Annotated in this window: 16 protein-coding genes; 7 read left to right on the top strand and 9 right to left on the bottom strand. The window is 42.4% G+C overall.

The window, feature by feature from the left end:
- Window positions 1-38: 38 nt before the first annotated feature.
- Window positions 39-1169, top strand: coding sequence for an outer membrane beta-barrel protein (locus AAAH86_RS01290; RefSeq protein ID WP_343485684.1), 1131 nt, complete (start codon window positions 39-41; stop codon window positions 1167-1169).
- Window positions 1170-1229: 60 nt separating this feature from the next.
- On the opposite strand, the gene AAAH86_RS01285 is transcribed toward AAAH86_RS01290, so the two are convergent.
- Window positions 1230-1859, bottom strand: coding sequence for a DUF1684 domain-containing protein (locus tag AAAH86_RS01285; RefSeq protein WP_343485683.1), 630 nt, complete (start codon window positions 1857-1859; stop codon window positions 1230-1232).
- Window positions 1860-1951: 92 nt separating this feature from the next.
- Between AAAH86_RS01285 and AAAH86_RS01280 the strand changes: the two genes are divergently transcribed.
- Window positions 1952-2698, top strand: a complete 747-nt coding sequence (locus AAAH86_RS01280) for a DJ-1/PfpI family protein (protein WP_343485682.1) — start codon at window positions 1952-1954, stop codon at window positions 2696-2698.
- Window positions 2699-2775: 77 nt separating this feature from the next.
- Here AAAH86_RS01280 and AAAH86_RS01275 read toward each other — a convergent pair whose 3' ends face one another.
- Window positions 2776-4197 carry an alpha/beta hydrolase gene (locus tag AAAH86_RS01275; protein ID WP_343485681.1) on the bottom strand — a complete coding sequence of 474 codons (1422 nt, stop codon included), beginning with the start codon at window positions 4195-4197 and terminating at the stop codon, window positions 2776-2778.
- A gap of 64 nt (window positions 4198-4261) precedes the next feature.
- A complete protein-coding gene (locus tag AAAH86_RS01270; RefSeq protein WP_343485680.1) occupies window positions 4262-4699 on the bottom strand; it encodes an Lrp/AsnC family transcriptional regulator in 438 nt (145 codons plus the stop codon).
- A gap of 125 nt (window positions 4700-4824) precedes the next feature.
- Here AAAH86_RS01270 and AAAH86_RS01265 point away from each other — a divergent pair, with 125 nt between their 5' ends.
- Window positions 4825-5226, top strand: a complete 402-nt coding sequence (locus tag AAAH86_RS01265; RefSeq protein ID WP_343485679.1) for a hypothetical protein — start codon at window positions 4825-4827, stop codon at window positions 5224-5226.
- A 157-nt stretch (window positions 5227-5383) separates the two neighbouring features.
- On the opposite strand, the gene AAAH86_RS01260 is transcribed toward AAAH86_RS01265, so the two are convergent.
- Window positions 5384-8839, bottom strand: coding sequence for a methylmalonyl-CoA mutase family protein (locus tag AAAH86_RS01260; protein ID WP_343485678.1), 3456 nt, complete (start codon window positions 8837-8839; stop codon window positions 5384-5386).
- Between the two features lie 138 nt (window positions 8840-8977).
- Between AAAH86_RS01260 and purU the strand changes: the two genes are divergently transcribed.
- From purU to AAAH86_RS01245, 3 genes are all read left to right on the top strand, one after another.
- Window positions 8978-9826: a formyltetrahydrofolate deformylase gene (gene purU, locus AAAH86_RS01255; RefSeq protein WP_343485677.1), complete on the top strand. Its 849-nt coding sequence runs from the start codon at window positions 8978-8980 to the stop codon at window positions 9824-9826.
- Window positions 9827-9876: 50 nt separating this feature from the next.
- A complete protein-coding gene (locus AAAH86_RS01250) occupies window positions 9877-10581 on the top strand; it encodes a DUF4197 domain-containing protein (protein ID WP_343485676.1) in 705 nt (234 codons plus the stop codon).
- Between the two features lie 362 nt (window positions 10582-10943).
- A complete protein-coding gene (locus AAAH86_RS01245) occupies window positions 10944-12470 on the top strand; it encodes a helix-turn-helix domain-containing protein (protein ID WP_343485675.1) in 1527 nt (508 codons plus the stop codon).
- Window positions 12471-12668: 198 nt separating this feature from the next.
- Here AAAH86_RS01245 and AAAH86_RS01240 read toward each other — a convergent pair whose 3' ends face one another.
- Complete coding sequence (locus AAAH86_RS01240; protein WP_343485674.1) at window positions 12669-13169, bottom strand: hypothetical protein; 501 nt, start codon at window positions 13167-13169, stop codon at window positions 12669-12671.
- A 184-nt stretch (window positions 13170-13353) separates the two neighbouring features.
- Between AAAH86_RS01240 and AAAH86_RS01235 the strand changes: the two genes are divergently transcribed.
- Complete coding sequence (locus tag AAAH86_RS01235) at window positions 13354-13548, top strand: hypothetical protein (protein WP_343485673.1); 195 nt, start codon at window positions 13354-13356, stop codon at window positions 13546-13548.
- 3 nt (window positions 13549-13551) lie between these two features.
- Here AAAH86_RS01235 and pyrF read toward each other — a convergent pair whose 3' ends face one another.
- From pyrF to AAAH86_RS01215, 4 genes are all read right to left on the bottom strand, one after another.
- Window positions 13552-14373, bottom strand: coding sequence for an orotidine-5'-phosphate decarboxylase (gene pyrF / locus AAAH86_RS01230; protein ID WP_343485672.1), 822 nt, complete (start codon window positions 14371-14373; stop codon window positions 13552-13554).
- A gap of 97 nt (window positions 14374-14470) precedes the next feature.
- Window positions 14471-15547 carry a peptide chain release factor 1 gene (gene prfA / locus AAAH86_RS01225; RefSeq protein ID WP_343485671.1) on the bottom strand — a complete coding sequence of 359 codons (1077 nt, stop codon included), beginning with the start codon at window positions 15545-15547 and terminating at the stop codon, window positions 14471-14473.
- Window positions 15548-15617: 70 nt separating this feature from the next.
- Window positions 15618-16877, bottom strand: coding sequence for a DUF3570 domain-containing protein (locus tag AAAH86_RS01220; RefSeq protein ID WP_343485670.1), 1260 nt, complete (start codon window positions 16875-16877; stop codon window positions 15618-15620).
- A gap of 87 nt (window positions 16878-16964) precedes the next feature.
- Window positions 16965-17174, bottom strand: coding sequence for a DUF4266 domain-containing protein (locus tag AAAH86_RS01215; RefSeq protein ID WP_343485669.1), 210 nt, complete (start codon window positions 17172-17174; stop codon window positions 16965-16967).
- Between the last annotated feature and the right edge of the window lie 6 nt (window positions 17175-17180).

Raw genomic sequence — 17180 nt, 5'->3', positions numbered from 1 at the left:
ATTTTAACTCCCCCTTGAGGGAATCAAACCTTTGAATTATGAAAACAGTTGTAACTACAAAATTCGTAAAAAATATAGTTTTATTCACCTTTCTTGCCCTATTCACTTCGCCGCTTTTGGCACAAGAAGAGGAAGAAAAGAAAAAGTTCACCTTTAGCGGAACCGTTGATGCCTATTACAGGGCAAACTTTAATGGTCTGAATAAAACCGTTGAAAACACAGCGGGAGACGATTTTGCACCCGCAGCACCGGGCACTTCATTTGCCAACGACCCCGGTTTTGCCTTGGGTATGGCCAACCTCATCGCAAGCTATGAAGGCACAAAAGTCGGTTTTGTCGCTGACTTGGTTTTTGGACCACGAGGTGAGGATGCCGTTTTTGGATCACCCATCGGTTCAGCCAACATTGTCAACCAGTTGTATGTATATTGGAATGTCAGCGAAAGTACCACCCTTACATTTGGTAATTTCAACACATTTCTTGGTTACGAAGTAATTTCTCCAGCGGCAAACTTCAATTATAGCACCTCATATATGTTCTCATACGGACCATTTTCACATGCAGGTCTAAAGGCAGACTTTGATTTGGGCAACGATTGGAGTGCCATGTTGGCCGTATTGAACCCCACCGATTTTACGGACATCAATCCGTTTGGGGAATTGTCTTTTGGTGCACAATTGGGATTTTCTGGCCAATACCTTAACTTTTTGTACGGCAAACAGGGGTCTAATGAGTTTTTTAATGGCACCGAATTGGTGGATACCGATGTTGAATCCCTGTTTCAAATAGATTATACGGGTGGCTTCGATCTTTCGGACAAATTCTATTTGGGCATCAATGCCACCTACCAAGATACAGACGGTGTAGGTTTCTACGGTGCGGCACTCTATCCGCAGTTGACTACATCCGATAATTTCGCAATAGGCCTTCGTGGTGAATACTTTGCCACCATGGAAGGATTTGGAAATGCAGCAGGCATCGGTGCCGATGCTGATGGAGATGCCAATGTTTTTGCTGTGACCCTGACAGGAAATGCTAAAATTGGGGATTTGACCATTATTCCTGAGCTCAGATTGGATAGCGCATCAGAGGAAGTATTCTTGAACGGTGATTTAGAATTCAACGAAAGTCTGGCCTCATTTGTACTGGCAGCCGTTTACTCGTTTTAAAATCATTCCATTCATATAGTTGATACGAAGGGGCCCCTGACCAAATCATCAGGGGCTTTTTTAATCACTTTGAAAATCTTTCACTCCTGCCCTCACATTAGTTCTCAAATAATTTTGCCTTGGTACTAGAGGGCAGGAGTATTTTTTGTTGTACACGCAATACGGGTTGTACGCCTTATTGAAATCAATGATGATACTATCTTCTTTAGGTATGGCCAAATCGATGTAACGGCCACCCCCATAGGTTTCCTCGCCATTGGTCTCATCATAAAACGGTAAAAAAAGTCGTCTTCGCTGTATCGGACCGCCATCAAGATTTTGATAGACCTCCAACTGATGTTCCCTGCCATTCAGCCAGAAATGGACGATACCGAATACGACCTCTCTGCTTTTTTTATCGGTTGTTGTCGGCATCAAAAAAGGTTCGGCATCGGGGGTTCGCTTTATTCGTGCCTTGACAATGTAGGAAGTGTCTGGAGGGAAGAAATCCAATCCTCTGAAATCTTTTCGAAATCTATCGGGCAAGGGTGACGTTTCCGGATTTTTAAACGTTTCGTTCAAATCGGTTTGCCATTGCACTATGGAGGCTATCTCAGAAATACTGGACTCCATTTTTTGCACTTCATCATGATAGTGCTTTCCTTGTTTGCAGGCCAGCAATACCACAACCGCAAACCCTATCGTATACATCCATTTTGAAAACATACTGCGAAAATACAACGAATGTGTTTTTTACAAATCGGCGATAGTATCGTAATTTTCCATTTCAATCATCACAGACCATGAAATACCTGTTTGCTTACATTGCCATCGTACTGGCCGTTATCTCATGCCAAAATTCCAACAAGGCGAAAATTGAATCCGAAGAAAACAGAATACGCAAAAAGCTCGAGCCCAATCGTTACAATGTGGGTTTTTTGATTATGGATGGCGTCTACAATACCGAATTCACGGCACCGTACGACATTTTTCAGCATACCCAATACCGAAAGGGCATCAAGGCGATGAATACCTTTACCGTGGCGAATACATTGGACCCCATTACAACTTTTGAAGGGGTCAGGGTGCTTCCAGATTTTGACTACACCAAAGATTCCATTCCCAAAATAGACATCCTCGTGGTACCCAGTGCCGAACATCATCTGGATACCGATCTACAGGACACGGTCATGCTCAATTTTGTAAAAAAAGTGGATAGGGAAGCCCTCTTTGTCACCTCGCATTGTGACGGGGCTTTTGTGCTGGCCAAAGCAGGATTGTTGGACAGTGTCGTCTCTACGACCTTTCCCAGTGATATTGAAACGTACAAGGCGATGTTTCCACAATTAAAAGTGGAAGATTCGGTGTTGTTCGTTCACGATGGAAAGTACATCACCTCTGCCGGGGGCGCAAAAAGTTTTGAGGCCGCACTTTACCTGTGCGAATATCTTTATGGAAAAGAAATTGCCGAATCACTTGCGGGCGGACTTGTCATTGATTGGAACTTGGACGAAGTGCCCAAACTCATACCAACTAACCCTTCAAAATGAGCCAAAGAAAATGAAATATCTTTTTGCTATGTGAAAAAGAAACTTTTTGTCAGGTGATTTTGAATGGTTAGTTGACGTTAGTCCTCAATGACATCATATCGTGAGTCTTTAAGGTATTTTGAGACCAACTCGTTGAATTCAGGAGAAATACGAAAAAGTGCTGTGTGTTCTACATTGTAGAGCCGTTCTTTATCCTTAAATCCTTTTTTTAGCAACTCTTCAAGATAGAACAAGGCCGTACCAAAATCTTCGTTCTTTGCACTTATGGATATCACCTGAAGGTAATGATTGTAATTCGTTGGCTCGGTGATGGTCTTCAACATTGACAAAAATACAAGTGCGTCTTCATCGACTGTTTTCTCGGCTTTGATGATATCAATATTATCTTCTATCAGTGCATTGAGATAGTCTTTGACCCTTTTGCCCATGCGCTGTTTGAATGTGTTATCATCGCCATTGATGAACTTCTGTAGTTCGCCCATCTGATAGTTCCACCATCCCAAATTGTTGAAATTATAGGTCAAAAGGTCTTCTTCGAGATAGTATTGATAATCTTCACGTAAAAGGGACTCTTGAAAAAAGGCTGAATTTTCAGCCCGTTTGGCACTTTTGTAGGCCTTTTGCTTTCTGAGTTCCTTTTTCGCCTCTTTCAGTGAATCAACGGGCTTGTGCAATCGATAAGCAGCAATCATATCTGACATTGCGCGCTCGGCCATAAGGGGCTTGTTCTCGGAAACCAACTGCCGTACACGAGCGACATCGCTTCTGAATACTTTTTCAATATAATTTGAATCTTTGGCAATACCTCCTTTGGCCATTTTGCTCAGTTTAAAAAGTTGCAATGCTTGCTGCAGATATTGCATATCGGGCCATTTTTTTCCCTCATCAAAAAGCAGCAGTTGATTTTCAAATTTTAATTTATTGAGCACTTTCTTGTCTTTCAGTGCGTCGGTATAGGTAAAGTCTTCCCTTCCCACGATGGCGATATAATGAAAAGGGATCTTTGTGTTCAGCAATTCAATGTTTGACAATGATGCGCCACAAGAAATAGCCCCCGTAATGCCTTTAATGAAAAGCGGCACAAGATTGGCAAATCTGCCCCCGCTCGAAAACCCTGCGGTATAGACGCGGTCATTGTCCATCGGAAGTAGCCTCTTCACGGCACTCATCATTCTACTGGTTCGCAACATATTGTTTGACAGTGATATGGAGTCAGACAAATGATTGGATGTCGCCAGAATATATCCTTCTTTTTCGGCCACATTCGCAAACATCGAAATTGTCTTTTTCGAAGTTCCTTTCAAATCAAAGGCAAAGAGCACCGGCCAAGTTCTGTCCGTAACAAAATCGGTCGGCAAATACAGTGAAAATGTCTCAGGAATCGAATCGTGAACAGGAAGGGAGTCGATGACGATACCTTTTTTAAGCGTAAAGGTTTGAGCATTCAATGCACAAACCAAGAACAATAAGGGTAAAAGCAGGAGTGGTTTTTTATCCATACCATTTTCGTATCAAAAATCTGGCCAGAAATCATGCTGCAAAAGGCACAGACCTAACACTAATTTATTCAATCTTCTTCAAATGTCCATTACCAACTACGGTAGATAATATAATATGTGTTCTGCATTCGCCATAGACTATCAATCGATCAATAAACTTTTCTAAATGAAACTGGTCTTTAAGCACCACTTGCATAACTATGTTTTCATTGCCCGTTATCCGATAACAATTGATGACCTCATCAAAGCTGTCCACTTTATCTAAAAACGGCTTTAGCTTACCAACAAAGGCACGCAGCATGATAATTCCTTTCAACTGAAAGCCTGTGAGGGTATGTGAAATATCGGTACGGTACCCTTGTATGATGCCAAGATCTTCCATTTTTTTGACACGCTCGGCAACCGACGGCGGAGTCAGACCGACCTGTCGGCCGATGTTTGAAAATGATTCCCTGGCGTTGACCTGTAAGCAGTGTAAAATTTTCCAATTCAGTTCATCCATAGTTTTAAAAGAAAAGTGTTGAAAAAACTAAAATTAAAAAGTAAAACACATTTTTACAATTAAAGTTTAAGGTAAATACTAGATTTTATAAAGTAATTTTAAAGTCATCATTTTTTTTGCTGCAGATGCAATACGGACCTATACATTCTTTGCCCGTTTACCGTAAATCACTGGCTCTTTATGATTTGAGCAAGGCTGTGGCTTCTTATTTTTCATATAACCAAGATTTATTCTCCCTAAAAAAGTCAACCAGCTTTAGAGACCATCTTTCTGACTCTTTATTGACCGATGCTGATTTGATCATCAAAGAGATTACCTCAGCTGCTACTAGCACTTCTTATAAATCGAGAATGAAGAGCCTTACTTTTATCAATATCATGACCCGCAACATACTTTCATATTGCAATGGATTGGAACGTGATGGGGTTGAAGAGAAAGAGTACTTGAACCTGCTCCGCAGTGAAATCAAGTCGTTCAGAAAGTCTTTTAAAAGTTGGAGAAAATCTTTTCTGAACGGGGAAAGCTAAATTTTACCCCTTATTTCACCTAGTAGAGGTAGAAAAGGTACTGCGATTTTGTGAGCATACCGTCAAAATTCAAACCTGTCCCAGAAGGGACACTGCAACTTCACACGACATAAACGATTCGCAGGATTTTCAATAGGCTTAAAAATCTGCTCTCTACCTACATATTCCTTCTGTACTGCCCTCCCACCTCAAACAACGCATTGGTAATCTGGCCCAAAGAACAATATTTGGATACCTCCATCAACTTTTCGAAGATATTGCCATTTTCTATGGCAACTTCCTGAAGTTCGCGCAGTAGTATTTCAATCTTGGATCCATTTTTTTGGTGAAGGTTCTTTAAGGTCGCTATCTGGTTTTTCTTTTCCTCTTCAGTGGCACGTATCACCTCAGCGGGTAAAATGGTGGGCGAGCCTTTAGAGCTCAAAAAGGTGTTCACACCAATGATTGGGTATTCTCCCGTATGCTTCAATGTTTCATAGTGTAGGCTTTCTTCCTGTATTTTTGAACGTTGGTACATGGTCTCCATTGCACCGAGCACCCCACCACGTTCGGTAATCCGGTCAAACTCCAACAACACGGCTTCTTCGACCAAATCGGTCAATTCTTCAATGATAAAGGATCCCTGTAATGGATTTTCATTTTTGGCGAGGCCCAACTCTTTGTTGATGATCAATTGAATGGCCATAGCCCGACGCACCGATTCTTCTGTGGGAGTGGTTATCGCTTCATCATAGGCATTGGTATGCAATGAATTGCAATTGTCATAAATCGCATACAATGCCTGTAGGGTCGTGCGGATATCATTAAAATCAATTTCTTGGGCATGCAGGCTTCTGCCCGAAGTCTGAATGTGGTATTTCAACATTTGTGCCCGTGCACCCGCTCCGTATTTTTCTTTCATGGCCTTGGCCCAGATACGTCTTGCCACCCTACCGATGACTGCATATTCGGGGTCGATACCATTGGAAAAGAAAAAGGAAAGGTTGGGGCCAAACTGGTCAATATCCATCCCGCGGCTCAGGTAATACTCCACATAAGTGAACCCATTTGACAAGGTGAAAGCCAATTGGGTGATGGGGTTTGCCCCTGCTTCGGCAATGTGATACCCTGAAATGGAGACGGAATAGAAATTACGGACATTTTCATCAATGAAATACTGTTGCACATCACCCATGAGCCGCAATGCAAATTCTGTGGAGAAAATACAAGTATTCTGTGCCTGGTCTTCTTTAAGAATATCGGCCTGAACAGTTCCCCTGACTTGGGCCAGTGTCTCTTTTTTTATTTTTTCGTAGACGTTCTCTGGCAGCACTTGGTCCCCAGAAACACCCAGCAACATCAGCCCCAAACCATCATTGCCCTCAGGAAGCTTACCATGGTATTTCGGACGCAGTTGCTCCTTACCTTTATAAAGCTGTTTGATTTTTGATTCAACCTCTTTTTCGAGCTTGTTTTCCCTGATATACTTTTCGCAATTCTGGTCAATCGCGGCGTTCATAAAAAAAGCCAACAACATCGGTGCAGGCCCATTGATGGTCATGCTCACAGAGGTCATGGGGTCGCTAAGGTCAAAACCTGAGTACAGTTTCTTTGCATCGTCCAAACAACAAATGGAAACTCCTGCATTGCCAATTTTACCGTAAATATCGGGTCTGTGGCCAGGGTCATGGCCATACAGGGTCACAGAGTCGAATGCGGTTGAAAGTCGCTTGGCGGGCATGTCAAGGCTGACATAATGAAAACGTCGGTTGGTACGTTCGGGGCCGCCCTCACCCGCGAACATTCTAGTGGGATCTTCGTTGGTTCTCTTGAATGGATACAGCCCAGCCGTGTAGGGAAACTCCCCCGGAACGTTTTCTTGCAGCATCCATAGCAGCAAATCACCCCATGCCCTGTATTTAGGCAACGCTATTTTAGGAATTTGGGAATGCGAGAGCGATGTTGTATGGGTGTCAATCTTGATTTCTTTGCCCCTGACCTTAAAAGCGTAGACAGGTGCTCTGTATTTTGCCACAGTATCATTCCAGTTGAGAATGGCCATCCAATGGTGTGCATCAAGCTCCATTTTTGCCTTTTCAAATTCACTGAACAATGACTTGATCAAATCCTTTTTATCAGTATTGGCATTTTTAAGAAGTTCTGGTTCATTCAATCCAGATTTATCCAAAAAAATGCTTTCATCCGAATCCACAGAAACATTTACCAACGAAAGAATGGTTTGAAAAATACTGTACAATCGCTGGGCAATGGCAACTTGCAGCTTGGCACGCTCGTCATAACTTTTGTTGTTCTCGGCTATTTCAGAGAGGTATCTGGTACGGGCAGGTGGAATTACGAAGATTTTCTCGCTCATCTCAGATGAAATCTCAAAATCGGATTTCAAGTCGGCCTGGGTCTTGTCGACCAGAACATTCATCACCGCTTTATAGAGGCTGTTCATGCCCGGGTCGTTGAACTGAGAGGCAATGGTACCAAAAATGGGTAGATCATCTTGATTGACATCCCACAAACCGTGATTGCGCATGTACTGCTTTTTGACATCGCGAAGTGCATCTTGGGCGCCGCGTTTGTCAAATTTGTTGATGGCGACGACATCGGCAAAATCAAGCATATCGATTTTCTCCAATTGGGTGGCTGCACCAAACTCTGGAGTCATCACATATAAAGAGACATCGCTGAACTCCAAAATTTCGGTGTCAGATTGCCCAATGCCCGATGTTTCAAGAATGATAAGGTCGAACTTAGCCGATTTCAACACTTCAATTGCCTCTTTTATGTGTTTTGAAAGTGCCAGATTCGACTGTCGTGTAGCCAAAGAACGCATGTAGATGCGCTTATTGTTGATGGCGTTCATCCTGATTCTGTCGCCGAGAAGTGCACCCCCTGTTTTTCTTTTGGAGGGGTCTACGGAGATGATTCCCAAATGTTTTTCAGGAAAATCGTTCAAAAATCTGCGTACCAGTTCATCGACCAAACTTGATTTTCCGGCACCGCCCGTGCCCGTGATTCCAAGAACTGGCACTTTGGGAAGCTTTTTTTGTAAGGATGCGAAGTATTTTTCAAACTCATCGACTCTGTTTTCGGCCAACGAAATCAAACGTGCCATGGTATTTACATCCTTTTCATCCAAAAGCCCTTTTAGCGATTTCCCTTTGGGATTTTTCAGCACGGGAACTTGATTGTCAATCTGTTGCACCAAATCATTGATCATGCCCTGCAGGCCCATTTTACGGCCGTCATCAGGAGAATAGATACGGGCAATGCCATAATCCATGAGGGTTTTTATTTCCTCTGGAAGAATGACACCGCCGCCGCCGCCAAATATTTTAATATGCCCAGCACCCTTCTCCTGCAGCAGGTCATACATGTATTTAAAGTACTCGTTATGCCCACCTTGGTATGACGTCATGGCAATCGCATGGGCATCTTCTTGAATGGCACAGTTCACCACCTCTGCCACGCTCCGGTCATGGCCCAAGTGAATGACTTCGACCCCGGTGGCCTGAATGATTCTGCGCATGATATTGATGGCAGCATCGTGTCCGTCAAAAAGGGAGGCAGCCGTTACAACTCGTATTTTATGCTTTGGCCTGTAGGGGGCAACTTGTTCCATTGACAAAAAGGAGTCTAATTTACCGTTGCAATTTAACGAAAATGCAAAGAAAAATGGATTGTGTTTCGAATCTTACAAAAATAGTGTTCGTTACAGCCATGCTTTTTTGAATACTCTAAATTTATCACAAAAACACCTATGAAATTCACCCTTTTGATCCATTGTGTAGATAGACCCGGCATCATCAGTGCGGTGACCAATTTCTTGCACCATGAAAAAGGTAATGTAATCTATCTTGACCAGCATGTGGACAAGGAAGTGGGGGTCTTCTTTATGCGCTTGGAATCAGAATTTGAAAACTCCCCTGATTTGGAAAAATTTCAAAAAAAATTTCAAGATAATCTGGCCGAACCATTTCAAATGAACTGGAGTTTACATCCGGAAGGCATTAAACCCCGAATGGCCTTGTTTGTATCGAAATACAATCATTGTCTGTACGATATTTTGAGTAGGTACCAATCACAGGAGTTTCAGGTGGAGATTCCATTCATACTCAGCAATCATAAAGATTTAAGCTCAATCGCTGAACAATTCAGTATTCCCTTTTATCATGTGGAAACCAATGTCAGCAAAAGGGAAAAAGCAGCCGAACGTCAATTACATTTTTTAAAAGAACACAACGTAGACTTCATTGTGCTAGCCAGGTACATGCAGATTATTTCGCCAAGAATCATTGATGCCTATCCCAACAAAATCATCAACATACACCATTCTTTCTTACCTGCATTTGTTGGTGCGAAACCCTATCATGCCGCTTTTCAGCGTGGTGTCAAAATTATTGGGGCCACCAGTCACTACATCACCGAAGAACTGGATGCAGGACCGATAATCGCTCAAGATGTAACGCCTGTTTCGCACACCCATTCGGTCAAAGATTTTATCGCCAAGGGCAGAGATTTGGAGAAAATCGTACTATCAAGAGCAATCCATTTACACATTGATAGAAAAACGATGGTCTACAACAATAAGACGGTCATTTTTTCATGACGAACTCGTTTAATAGTATTTTTATGTTTGTAGATATAAACCCCAATACCATGAGAAAAACACTTCTTTGCTTTGCATTCCTCTTTTTTTCATTTTCATGTTCAGAATTACAGCAAGTGGTCAACCAACTTCCCCAAAACGGCCCCGTAAGTTCTTCTGAAATCGCCATGGGACTGAGACAGGCATTGAATAAAGGCATTGACAAACAGGTCGGTACCCTTTCGTTGGAGGATGGGTTTTACAAAAATGAACTCGTCAAAATCTTATTGCCACAAGAATTGCAAAAAGTAGACAATACGCTCCGCAACATTGGCCTCGGCAAACTGGCCGACGAAGGGTTGAGAATCTTAAATCGCGCGGCTGAAGATGCAGTGGGCGAGGCAATGCCCATTTTTGTGGATGCTGTAAAAGGTATCACCTTCAACGATGCCAGAAACATTTTGTTGGGTTCCGATAATGCAGCAACCTCCTATTTGGAAGAGAGAACGAGCAAAGAGCTGTATGACAAATTCAATCCGGTGATTGAGAATTCATTTAAAAAAGTAGGGGCTGACAAAATTTGGAGCAATCTCATCGAAAGATACAATCAACTTCCCCTTACAGAGAATGTCAATCCTGATCTGACAGATTACGTCACCCAAGAAGCTCTTAGTGGGGTATACACCATGATAGCGATAGAAGAGAAGCAAATACGTACAAAAACCACCTCTAGAACAACAGAACTGCTAAAAAAAGTCTTTGCCTTACAAGATTGAAATTTTGTTAAAATCAGATACAATAAGGTAAACTTAACTTCGTTATAACAATATCAAAACAAAGCAATTACGTTGTAATGGTATCTTTGTACCACTTACACAATACAATCTGTAAAGTTTTGTATCGAGTTATCTGAGTTAGCATTTTTTTGAGTTAGTTAGTTTTAAAAAGCCGGTGTAACCACCGGCTTTTTTTTTGGTCTTAATTTCATTTTCCAACACGTTTACAACGTTTTCCACCATCTTGATTAAATCTTTTTCTAGAGTAAATTCTTATCGGGAGTTACGTTATTAAGATTTCTTTAACGATTAAACACTGGCAATTTGTTAATTTAATGTTGTGCTAATTCATCAATCAAGGAATGAGATACTTACGGTTTCTTATCACTCCTCTTTTGCTACTATTCACATTGGGAAATGCTTTCGCCATTTCTATAAAGGGTGAGTATCGGTCTTCATTTGTAATGGCCACGCACCAAGATTCATTGGATTGGGCCGATTATTACTACAATATTCATCGGTATAAAAAAGCGATTCCCCTTTATGAGAAAAGCCTTGAAAACTCAAAGGCCAATGAACCCCAAATATTGAAAAAACTGGCATTGAGCCAAGCTGCACTTGAAAATCCAGATGCTTCGGTATCACATCTTTATGATTACCTGGCACTTGAATTCAACCCTACATTTTTGCTTCATGAAGGTTTTGACGACATACGTGGTTCTGAAAAGTTTGATGGTTTATCGACCTCTATTATTCCAAAAATAAATGCATGGTCGATAGCATACTTCGTAATCGCTTTGATAGGATTCTATGTTACGGTAATCATTTTGGTAAACAATAAAATCAATCGTATTGCAAGATATCTGATAAGTGCATTTTTGTTCATACACTCACTTTTTATCTTAAATATTGCAATACACCGTGCGAATTACCTGTTTGAATACCCACATACCTACCTGATGTCAACTTGGGCTTCTTTTCTATATGGGCCCTTATTATATTTTTACTTTAAAAGGATTACCCAAAAGTATGTGTTTCGGGCTATCGATCTATTGCATCTTGTACCGACCGTTGTTCTAACGGCGTACTTGATTGTCTATGTGTACTCGATGGGTCATACCGAAAAAGTCAATTTAATGATTACAAGGTTACAAAATGGCTTGAACCCGCAAGATTCAAGTAGATTATTGCTTATTGTCATCCTTAAAACCATCTCTTTGGCCACGTATGCCTTTTTCATCAGACGAATATACCAAAAGGCAAAAAATAGATTGGATTTTGATGTTAAGACCAGGGCTTGGCAAAAAAATATTTATCAGATACATATTTCTTATGTTTTGATTTATTCTGTGTACGGAATTCTAATCGTTAACCAGCAGCAACCCATAGGACTTCTCTATCATGCCTCAGTTGCCGCTATGGCACTGATGGTTCTCTATGTCGGATATTCGGCCAATATACAGCCCCACGTTTTCGGCGGGGCTTACTCATATACCAATCGACTTTTCCCCAAGTATGAAAAATCAGGGTTGACCAAAAGCCTCTCACAAGAACTCAAAGAAAATCTAGAGCATTTATTGGCAAATGAAAAGATATACAAGGCCAATGACCTATGCCTTGAAGATTTGGCCAACAGATTGAATACAACACGTCATAACGCCTCACAAGTAATCAACGAGCATTTTCAGCTCAGTTTTCATGAGTTGGTCAACAAGTACCGTATCGAAGAAGCCAAAGAAATCTTGATGGATGGCTCCAAACAAGACTGGAACATTATTGATGTGGCCTATGAAGTGGGGTACAACAATAAAGTCACCTTCAACAAAGCCTTTAAAAAAGATACCAACCTTACGCCCACAGAATATCAAAGGGTGGGAAAAATTGCTTGAGTACAAAAAAAAGAGTCATTTTGGTTTGGCAGTGGTAATCGTCGATAAGACTTGCCCAATTTAAGATGGACCAAAATTATATTAGCACCATAGTTAACACAGCCTTGTGGTTTTGCTTCACAAAACTTCGTTTTGGTCTCATTTTAATGTGTATGTTTGAATTAGTCATCAACTTTACCAAAACACAAGGCTGTTTTTTTATTGGTCTCTTCGATACAGGCCATTGAACAAAACCTGTTTGACTTCATTATTCTGCAATACTTCCCAAAGTTGATTGACCGTGCCGTCTTGGTTATGGGTCCACGTTATTCGGTTGATATAACTTTCACCATCAGTGTGAGTGAATTCATCTGACGAGAGAATCATCTGATCGCCTGTTCTGTTTCCCTTCAACTTCAAGTGGTTTCCTGAATTATCAATCCATAACTGCTCCCATTGATTGGATTGCTGGTTGTAGAAATTCAGGCTCGTGCCTGTGAATCCGGCACTAGCGCTTGTCCAGTTTTCCCGCAATACGCATCCACCTTCCTCTTTTACAATTGTGTTGTTGCCTGCAGGCGAGCCATCTGCATTTGTGACCACCCATGACCCCACCCAAAAATCAAATGCTTTATGGGTATCTGTACAACATTTACAAGCTGTGTTTTGGGCCATCAACATTAGGGGAAGCAAAAAAAGTGTTGTTAGTAATGCTTTCATCGTAGTTAAGATATGGTGCTAAAAATATGTGAAAAAACAGGCTTTTGGGTAGCTCTTGTTGGGCAAGTTTGCCAATCTTTGGTTAAAAATAGACAAACTACCTGATTTTTAGTTAAATACCCCTTATTTGTGTAATCCAAACAGCGATTTTGAACGTATCTTTGGAAGAACAAATCTAATGACTATGGAAAAGCAATATTGTAAAGTCGGTACAGTGACACCGATTACGAGCAGCAACGATGCTATAGCCTTTTTGGAATACCAATATCAAAACTTTTTGGAAAAAGCTACCGACGCCACCTATATCGGAACGGCTCTAGGAGAATTTTTTGAGAGAAAAGCCCGGGGATTCAAAAAAGTGCTTGAAAATTTGGTGTGAACCTCAACCCAATTTTTCAAGGCTTTCCTGCATGATGGCCTGCAGTTCTTTTGCCTTTTTTGAGGCGGCCTCTGCAAAATCTTTTCCTGTAGAGGCATAGATGATTCCCCGAGACGAGTTGACCAAGAGCCCCACATTTTTGGTCATTCCGTACTTACACACTTCTTCCAAACTTCCTCCCTGCGCGCCCACACCGGGTATCAGCAAAAAATGATTGGGCACAATTTTTCGAATCTCGCTCAAGTAAGCGGCCTTGGTCGCACCGACCACATACATCATGTTTTCGGCCCCCGCATATTCTTTTGAGGTTTCAAGCACCAATTCGTACAGCTGCCCGTCATTGACTTCTTTTGTTTGAAAATCATAGGCCCCTTTATTAGAGGTGAGCGCCAAAAGAATGGTGTGCTTGTCTGTAAACGACAAAAAAGGCTCTACCGAATCGCGGCCCATATAGGGTGCAATGGTCAGCGCATCAAAGTTGAGCTGCTCAAAAAAAGCCTTTGCGTAGCGCGCCGAAGTATTGCCAATATCGCCGCGTTTTGCATCGGCAATGGTAAAAATTTCAGTATAGTTTTCGTTAAGGTATTTGATGGTCTTTTCAAGGGATTTCCATCCCCGCAGCCCATAAGCCTCATAAAAAGCGGTGTTCGGCTTGTAGGCCACGCAATGTTCGTGGGTGGCATCGATAATGGCCTTATTGAACGAAAAAATAGGGTCTTCTTCTTCTAACAGATGGGGAGGAATCTTATCCAAATCCGTATCCAGGCCAACACACAAAAAGGATTTCTTCTTTCTAATTTGGGCTATAAGTTCTTCGGTTTTCATGTGTTGACTCAAATTTGGGCAATTCAATTTCATTACACCCCTAAATTATGCATTCCTCTCGCATACGCTCGTCGGATGCAAGAAGGGGACAATCCCTTTAAAAAATTTCAGAGGCTTCTTTTAATTTCTCGGTGTTTTCAACCAACATCAACTCATCGATGATTTTTTGGATATCGCCATTGATAATGTTCTGCAAATCGTATAATGTCAAACCAATGCGATGGTCGGTCACCCGGCCCTGCGGATAATTATACGTGCGAATTTTTGCCGATCGGTCACCACTGCTTACCTGTGAGTTTCTTTTGGCGGCATCTTCTTCCTGTTTTTTGGCCAACTCTAAATCGTACAAACGCGACCGCAATACTTTAAACGCCTTGTCTTTGTTTTTGTGCTGTGATTTTTCATCTTGGCATTGTGCCACCAATCCCGTGGGCAAGTGGGTCAGACGCACCGCCGAATAGGTCGTGTTCACCGATTGCCCGCCCGGGCCCGAAGAACAGAAATAATCAATACGAACATCCTTAGGGTCAATCTGTACGTCAAAATCCTCAGCCTCAGGAAGCACCATGACCGTTGCCGCACTGGTGTGCACCCGCCCCTGTGTCTCCGTTTGGGGCACGCGCTGTACGCGGTGCACGCCCGCCTCAAATTTTAAGGTGCCGTACACATCTTCACCAGACACCTCAAAATGAATTTCTTTGTAACCGCCGCTGGTGCCCTCGCTCAAATCGATGATGTTGGTTTTCCAACCTTTTGATTCACAGTACTTGGCATACATGCGGTAGAGGTCCCCGGCAAAAATACTCGCCTCGTCGCCCCCGGTACCCGCTCGAATCTCCATGACGACATCCTTTTCATCTTCAGGGTCTTTGGGTATCAATAAAAACTTAATTTCTTCCTCAAGTTTGGGCAACTCCTCTTTGGCCTCCTCCAATTGCATTTTGGCCATCTCCAACATTTCGGTATCACTACCATCGGCGATGATTTCTTCCGCTTCTTGAATGCGTTCGGTGAGCGTAATGTAGCGTTCCCGTTTGTCTACCAGTGTCTTTAAATCTTTGTACTCTTTGTTGAGTTTGATATATCGCTTTTGGTCGGCAATGATATCGGGTTGAATGATGAGATCGGAAACCTCATCAAAACGCTGTTTGACTATGTTTAATTTATCCAGCATAAACCTACTTCGTAAAGCCTACGAATTTACGATTTTTTAATGGCTTGGGGACGGCTTCGACAGGCACGGTTCAATTTCCCACGAAAGTGGTGCCCAACGTAACAATAAACGCATTAAGACCATCGCTACGGTCATAATTGTTGATTCTGAGGTCAATGGTCTTCAGAACAAAAGAGAGTAATTTCGCTTTGGTCAAGACGTCTTGATAACGCAGCCCGAGCCCGAATTGGTGTGCCGTGTACTTTGACAGATCGTAATCGGAAGTATAATATTCAAAATCGGACTGTGCGCCTTCTTTGGGATAAAAATAATCAGCAGCAGACTGGGAATAATAGCGATATGTTGGATAGACCGTGAACACATCGGCCAGTTTTATCGGGATTTCAAGATTTGCCGTGTGGGAAACAACACCCCAATCATCCCAATAGAAACGATAGTAGCTCCGCAGCACAAAAATGTCGTTGACGTAATAGTTCAACCGCCCCCCCAAAGGAACCTTAAAACGACTATCGGGAAGCCTTTCCACATCATCGGCCAACTGAAAATCATCAATAAAAAAGTCTTCGGCATCGCCAAAGTACACCCGTTGAAAAGGGGTGCTCAGCAATCCGTTTTGAGCCACCACATCAGCAAACAAGGCTCCTTGCAGCCGTTTTCCAAGAATTTGTGAGAGACTCAACGATAGGGAATAGGAGTTGCGGTTCAGTTCTTGAAGCTCCATAAATTGGGGGTTGTACGTACCGTTTCCCATAATCCGGTCGTCAAAAAAGCCGTTCCTCAATTCGATGGGATACTGCGGGTTCCATGTATCCAAATACACCTGTCCCGCAATCGAAACCTCCGTATTCTGCTCATTAAACAATCGAGCATAGCTTCCCCCGAAACCTACGGACGTATAATCGTATTCGTTGGAAAAGTAGGCGTTGGCACTCCAAATGGAATTTCTATCGTCTGAGCTATGTTGATAGGTCGGATTGATATGCACCAACTGGTCTCTTCTCGATTCGCCAGAAGACGCATCAAACGGACTCACATTGGTGCTATTACCGTCCAAGGGATTCACATTGCTCGAAGAGGCCGAGGTATAAGCTGAAAGGCCAACGTCAATGGTCAGCACATCATCTTCGTTGAGGGGCATTCTCAGTACCAAGGCCGAAGTGGCATCGGTCAATTCTTCGGTGCCCTCACCCCCGGTAACAGCGGCATTATTGCCGTCTTGGCTGTAATAGCTCAGCAACAGATCTACTTCACTGGTCTCAAGCACTCTTTTTTTGTACGAAGTATCGGTTTGTTGGGAAAGTAAGGTCGAAGTGGTTAACAAGATTATCAATCCCGTCGTATTTCTAAACTTTTGAGTAGTTGGAGTATTCGATTGCAACCAAATCACTTTTAACTATTAACTTTTAACTTCTAACTTTTAGTTACATCCGCATCCTCCACCGGTTTTACCGCCATTGGCACCCGCAGCGGCCTCTCGGTATACCTGAAAATTGGTCTCAAATCGCTCACAGTTTTTGGCACCCAGCTGCATCTCTTCATCGTTGATGTAGACCATGTCGTAGCGTTTCACCACTACGCACGATTGGCATAACACCAATAGCAATCCTAAAAAAAAGATGACCCTCATGCTTTA

Source organism: Allomuricauda sp. d1 (assembly GCF_039592695.1).
GTDB lineage: Bacteria > Bacteroidota > Bacteroidia > Flavobacteriales > Flavobacteriaceae > Flagellimonas_A.
The sequence above is the reverse complement of the archived record's forward strand: the minus strand, read 5'-3'. Positions and strand labels throughout refer to the sequence as shown.

Coding starts and splice junctions, on each gene's coding strand:
- AAAH86_RS01290 (WP_343485684.1), top strand. CDS start 39: ATGAAAACAGTTGTAACTACAAAATTCGTAAAAAATATAGTTTTATTC.
- AAAH86_RS01285 (WP_343485683.1), bottom strand. CDS start 1,859: ATGTATACGATAGGGTTTGCGGTTGTGGTATTGCTGGCCTGCAAACAA.
- AAAH86_RS01280 (WP_343485682.1), top strand. CDS start 1,952: ATGAAATACCTGTTTGCTTACATTGCCATCGTACTGGCCGTTATCTCA.
- AAAH86_RS01275 (WP_343485681.1), bottom strand. CDS start 4,197: ATGGATAAAAAACCACTCCTGCTTTTACCCTTATTGTTCTTGGTTTGT.
- AAAH86_RS01270 (WP_343485680.1), bottom strand. CDS start 4,699: ATGGATGAACTGAATTGGAAAATTTTACACTGCTTACAGGTCAACGCC.
- AAAH86_RS01265 (WP_343485679.1), top strand. CDS start 4,825: ATGCAATACGGACCTATACATTCTTTGCCCGTTTACCGTAAATCACTG.
- AAAH86_RS01260 (WP_343485678.1), bottom strand. CDS start 8,839: ATGGAACAAGTTGCCCCCTACAGGCCAAAGCATAAAATACGAGTTGTA.
- purU (WP_343485677.1), top strand. CDS start 8,978: ATGAAATTCACCCTTTTGATCCATTGTGTAGATAGACCCGGCATCATC.
- AAAH86_RS01250 (WP_343485676.1), top strand. CDS start 9,877: ATGAGAAAAACACTTCTTTGCTTTGCATTCCTCTTTTTTTCATTTTCA.
- AAAH86_RS01245 (WP_343485675.1), top strand. CDS start 10,944: ATGAGATACTTACGGTTTCTTATCACTCCTCTTTTGCTACTATTCACA.
- AAAH86_RS01240 (WP_343485674.1), bottom strand. CDS start 13,169: ATGAAAGCATTACTAACAACACTTTTTTTGCTTCCCCTAATGTTGATG.
- AAAH86_RS01235 (WP_343485673.1), top strand. CDS start 13,354: ATGGAAAAGCAATATTGTAAAGTCGGTACAGTGACACCGATTACGAGC.
- pyrF (WP_343485672.1), bottom strand. CDS start 14,373: ATGAAAACCGAAGAACTTATAGCCCAAATTAGAAAGAAGAAATCCTTT.
- prfA (WP_343485671.1), bottom strand. CDS start 15,547: ATGCTGGATAAATTAAACATAGTCAAACAGCGTTTTGATGAGGTTTCC.
- AAAH86_RS01215 (WP_343485669.1), bottom strand. CDS start 17,174: ATGAGGGTCATCTTTTTTTTAGGATTGCTATTGGTGTTATGCCAATCG.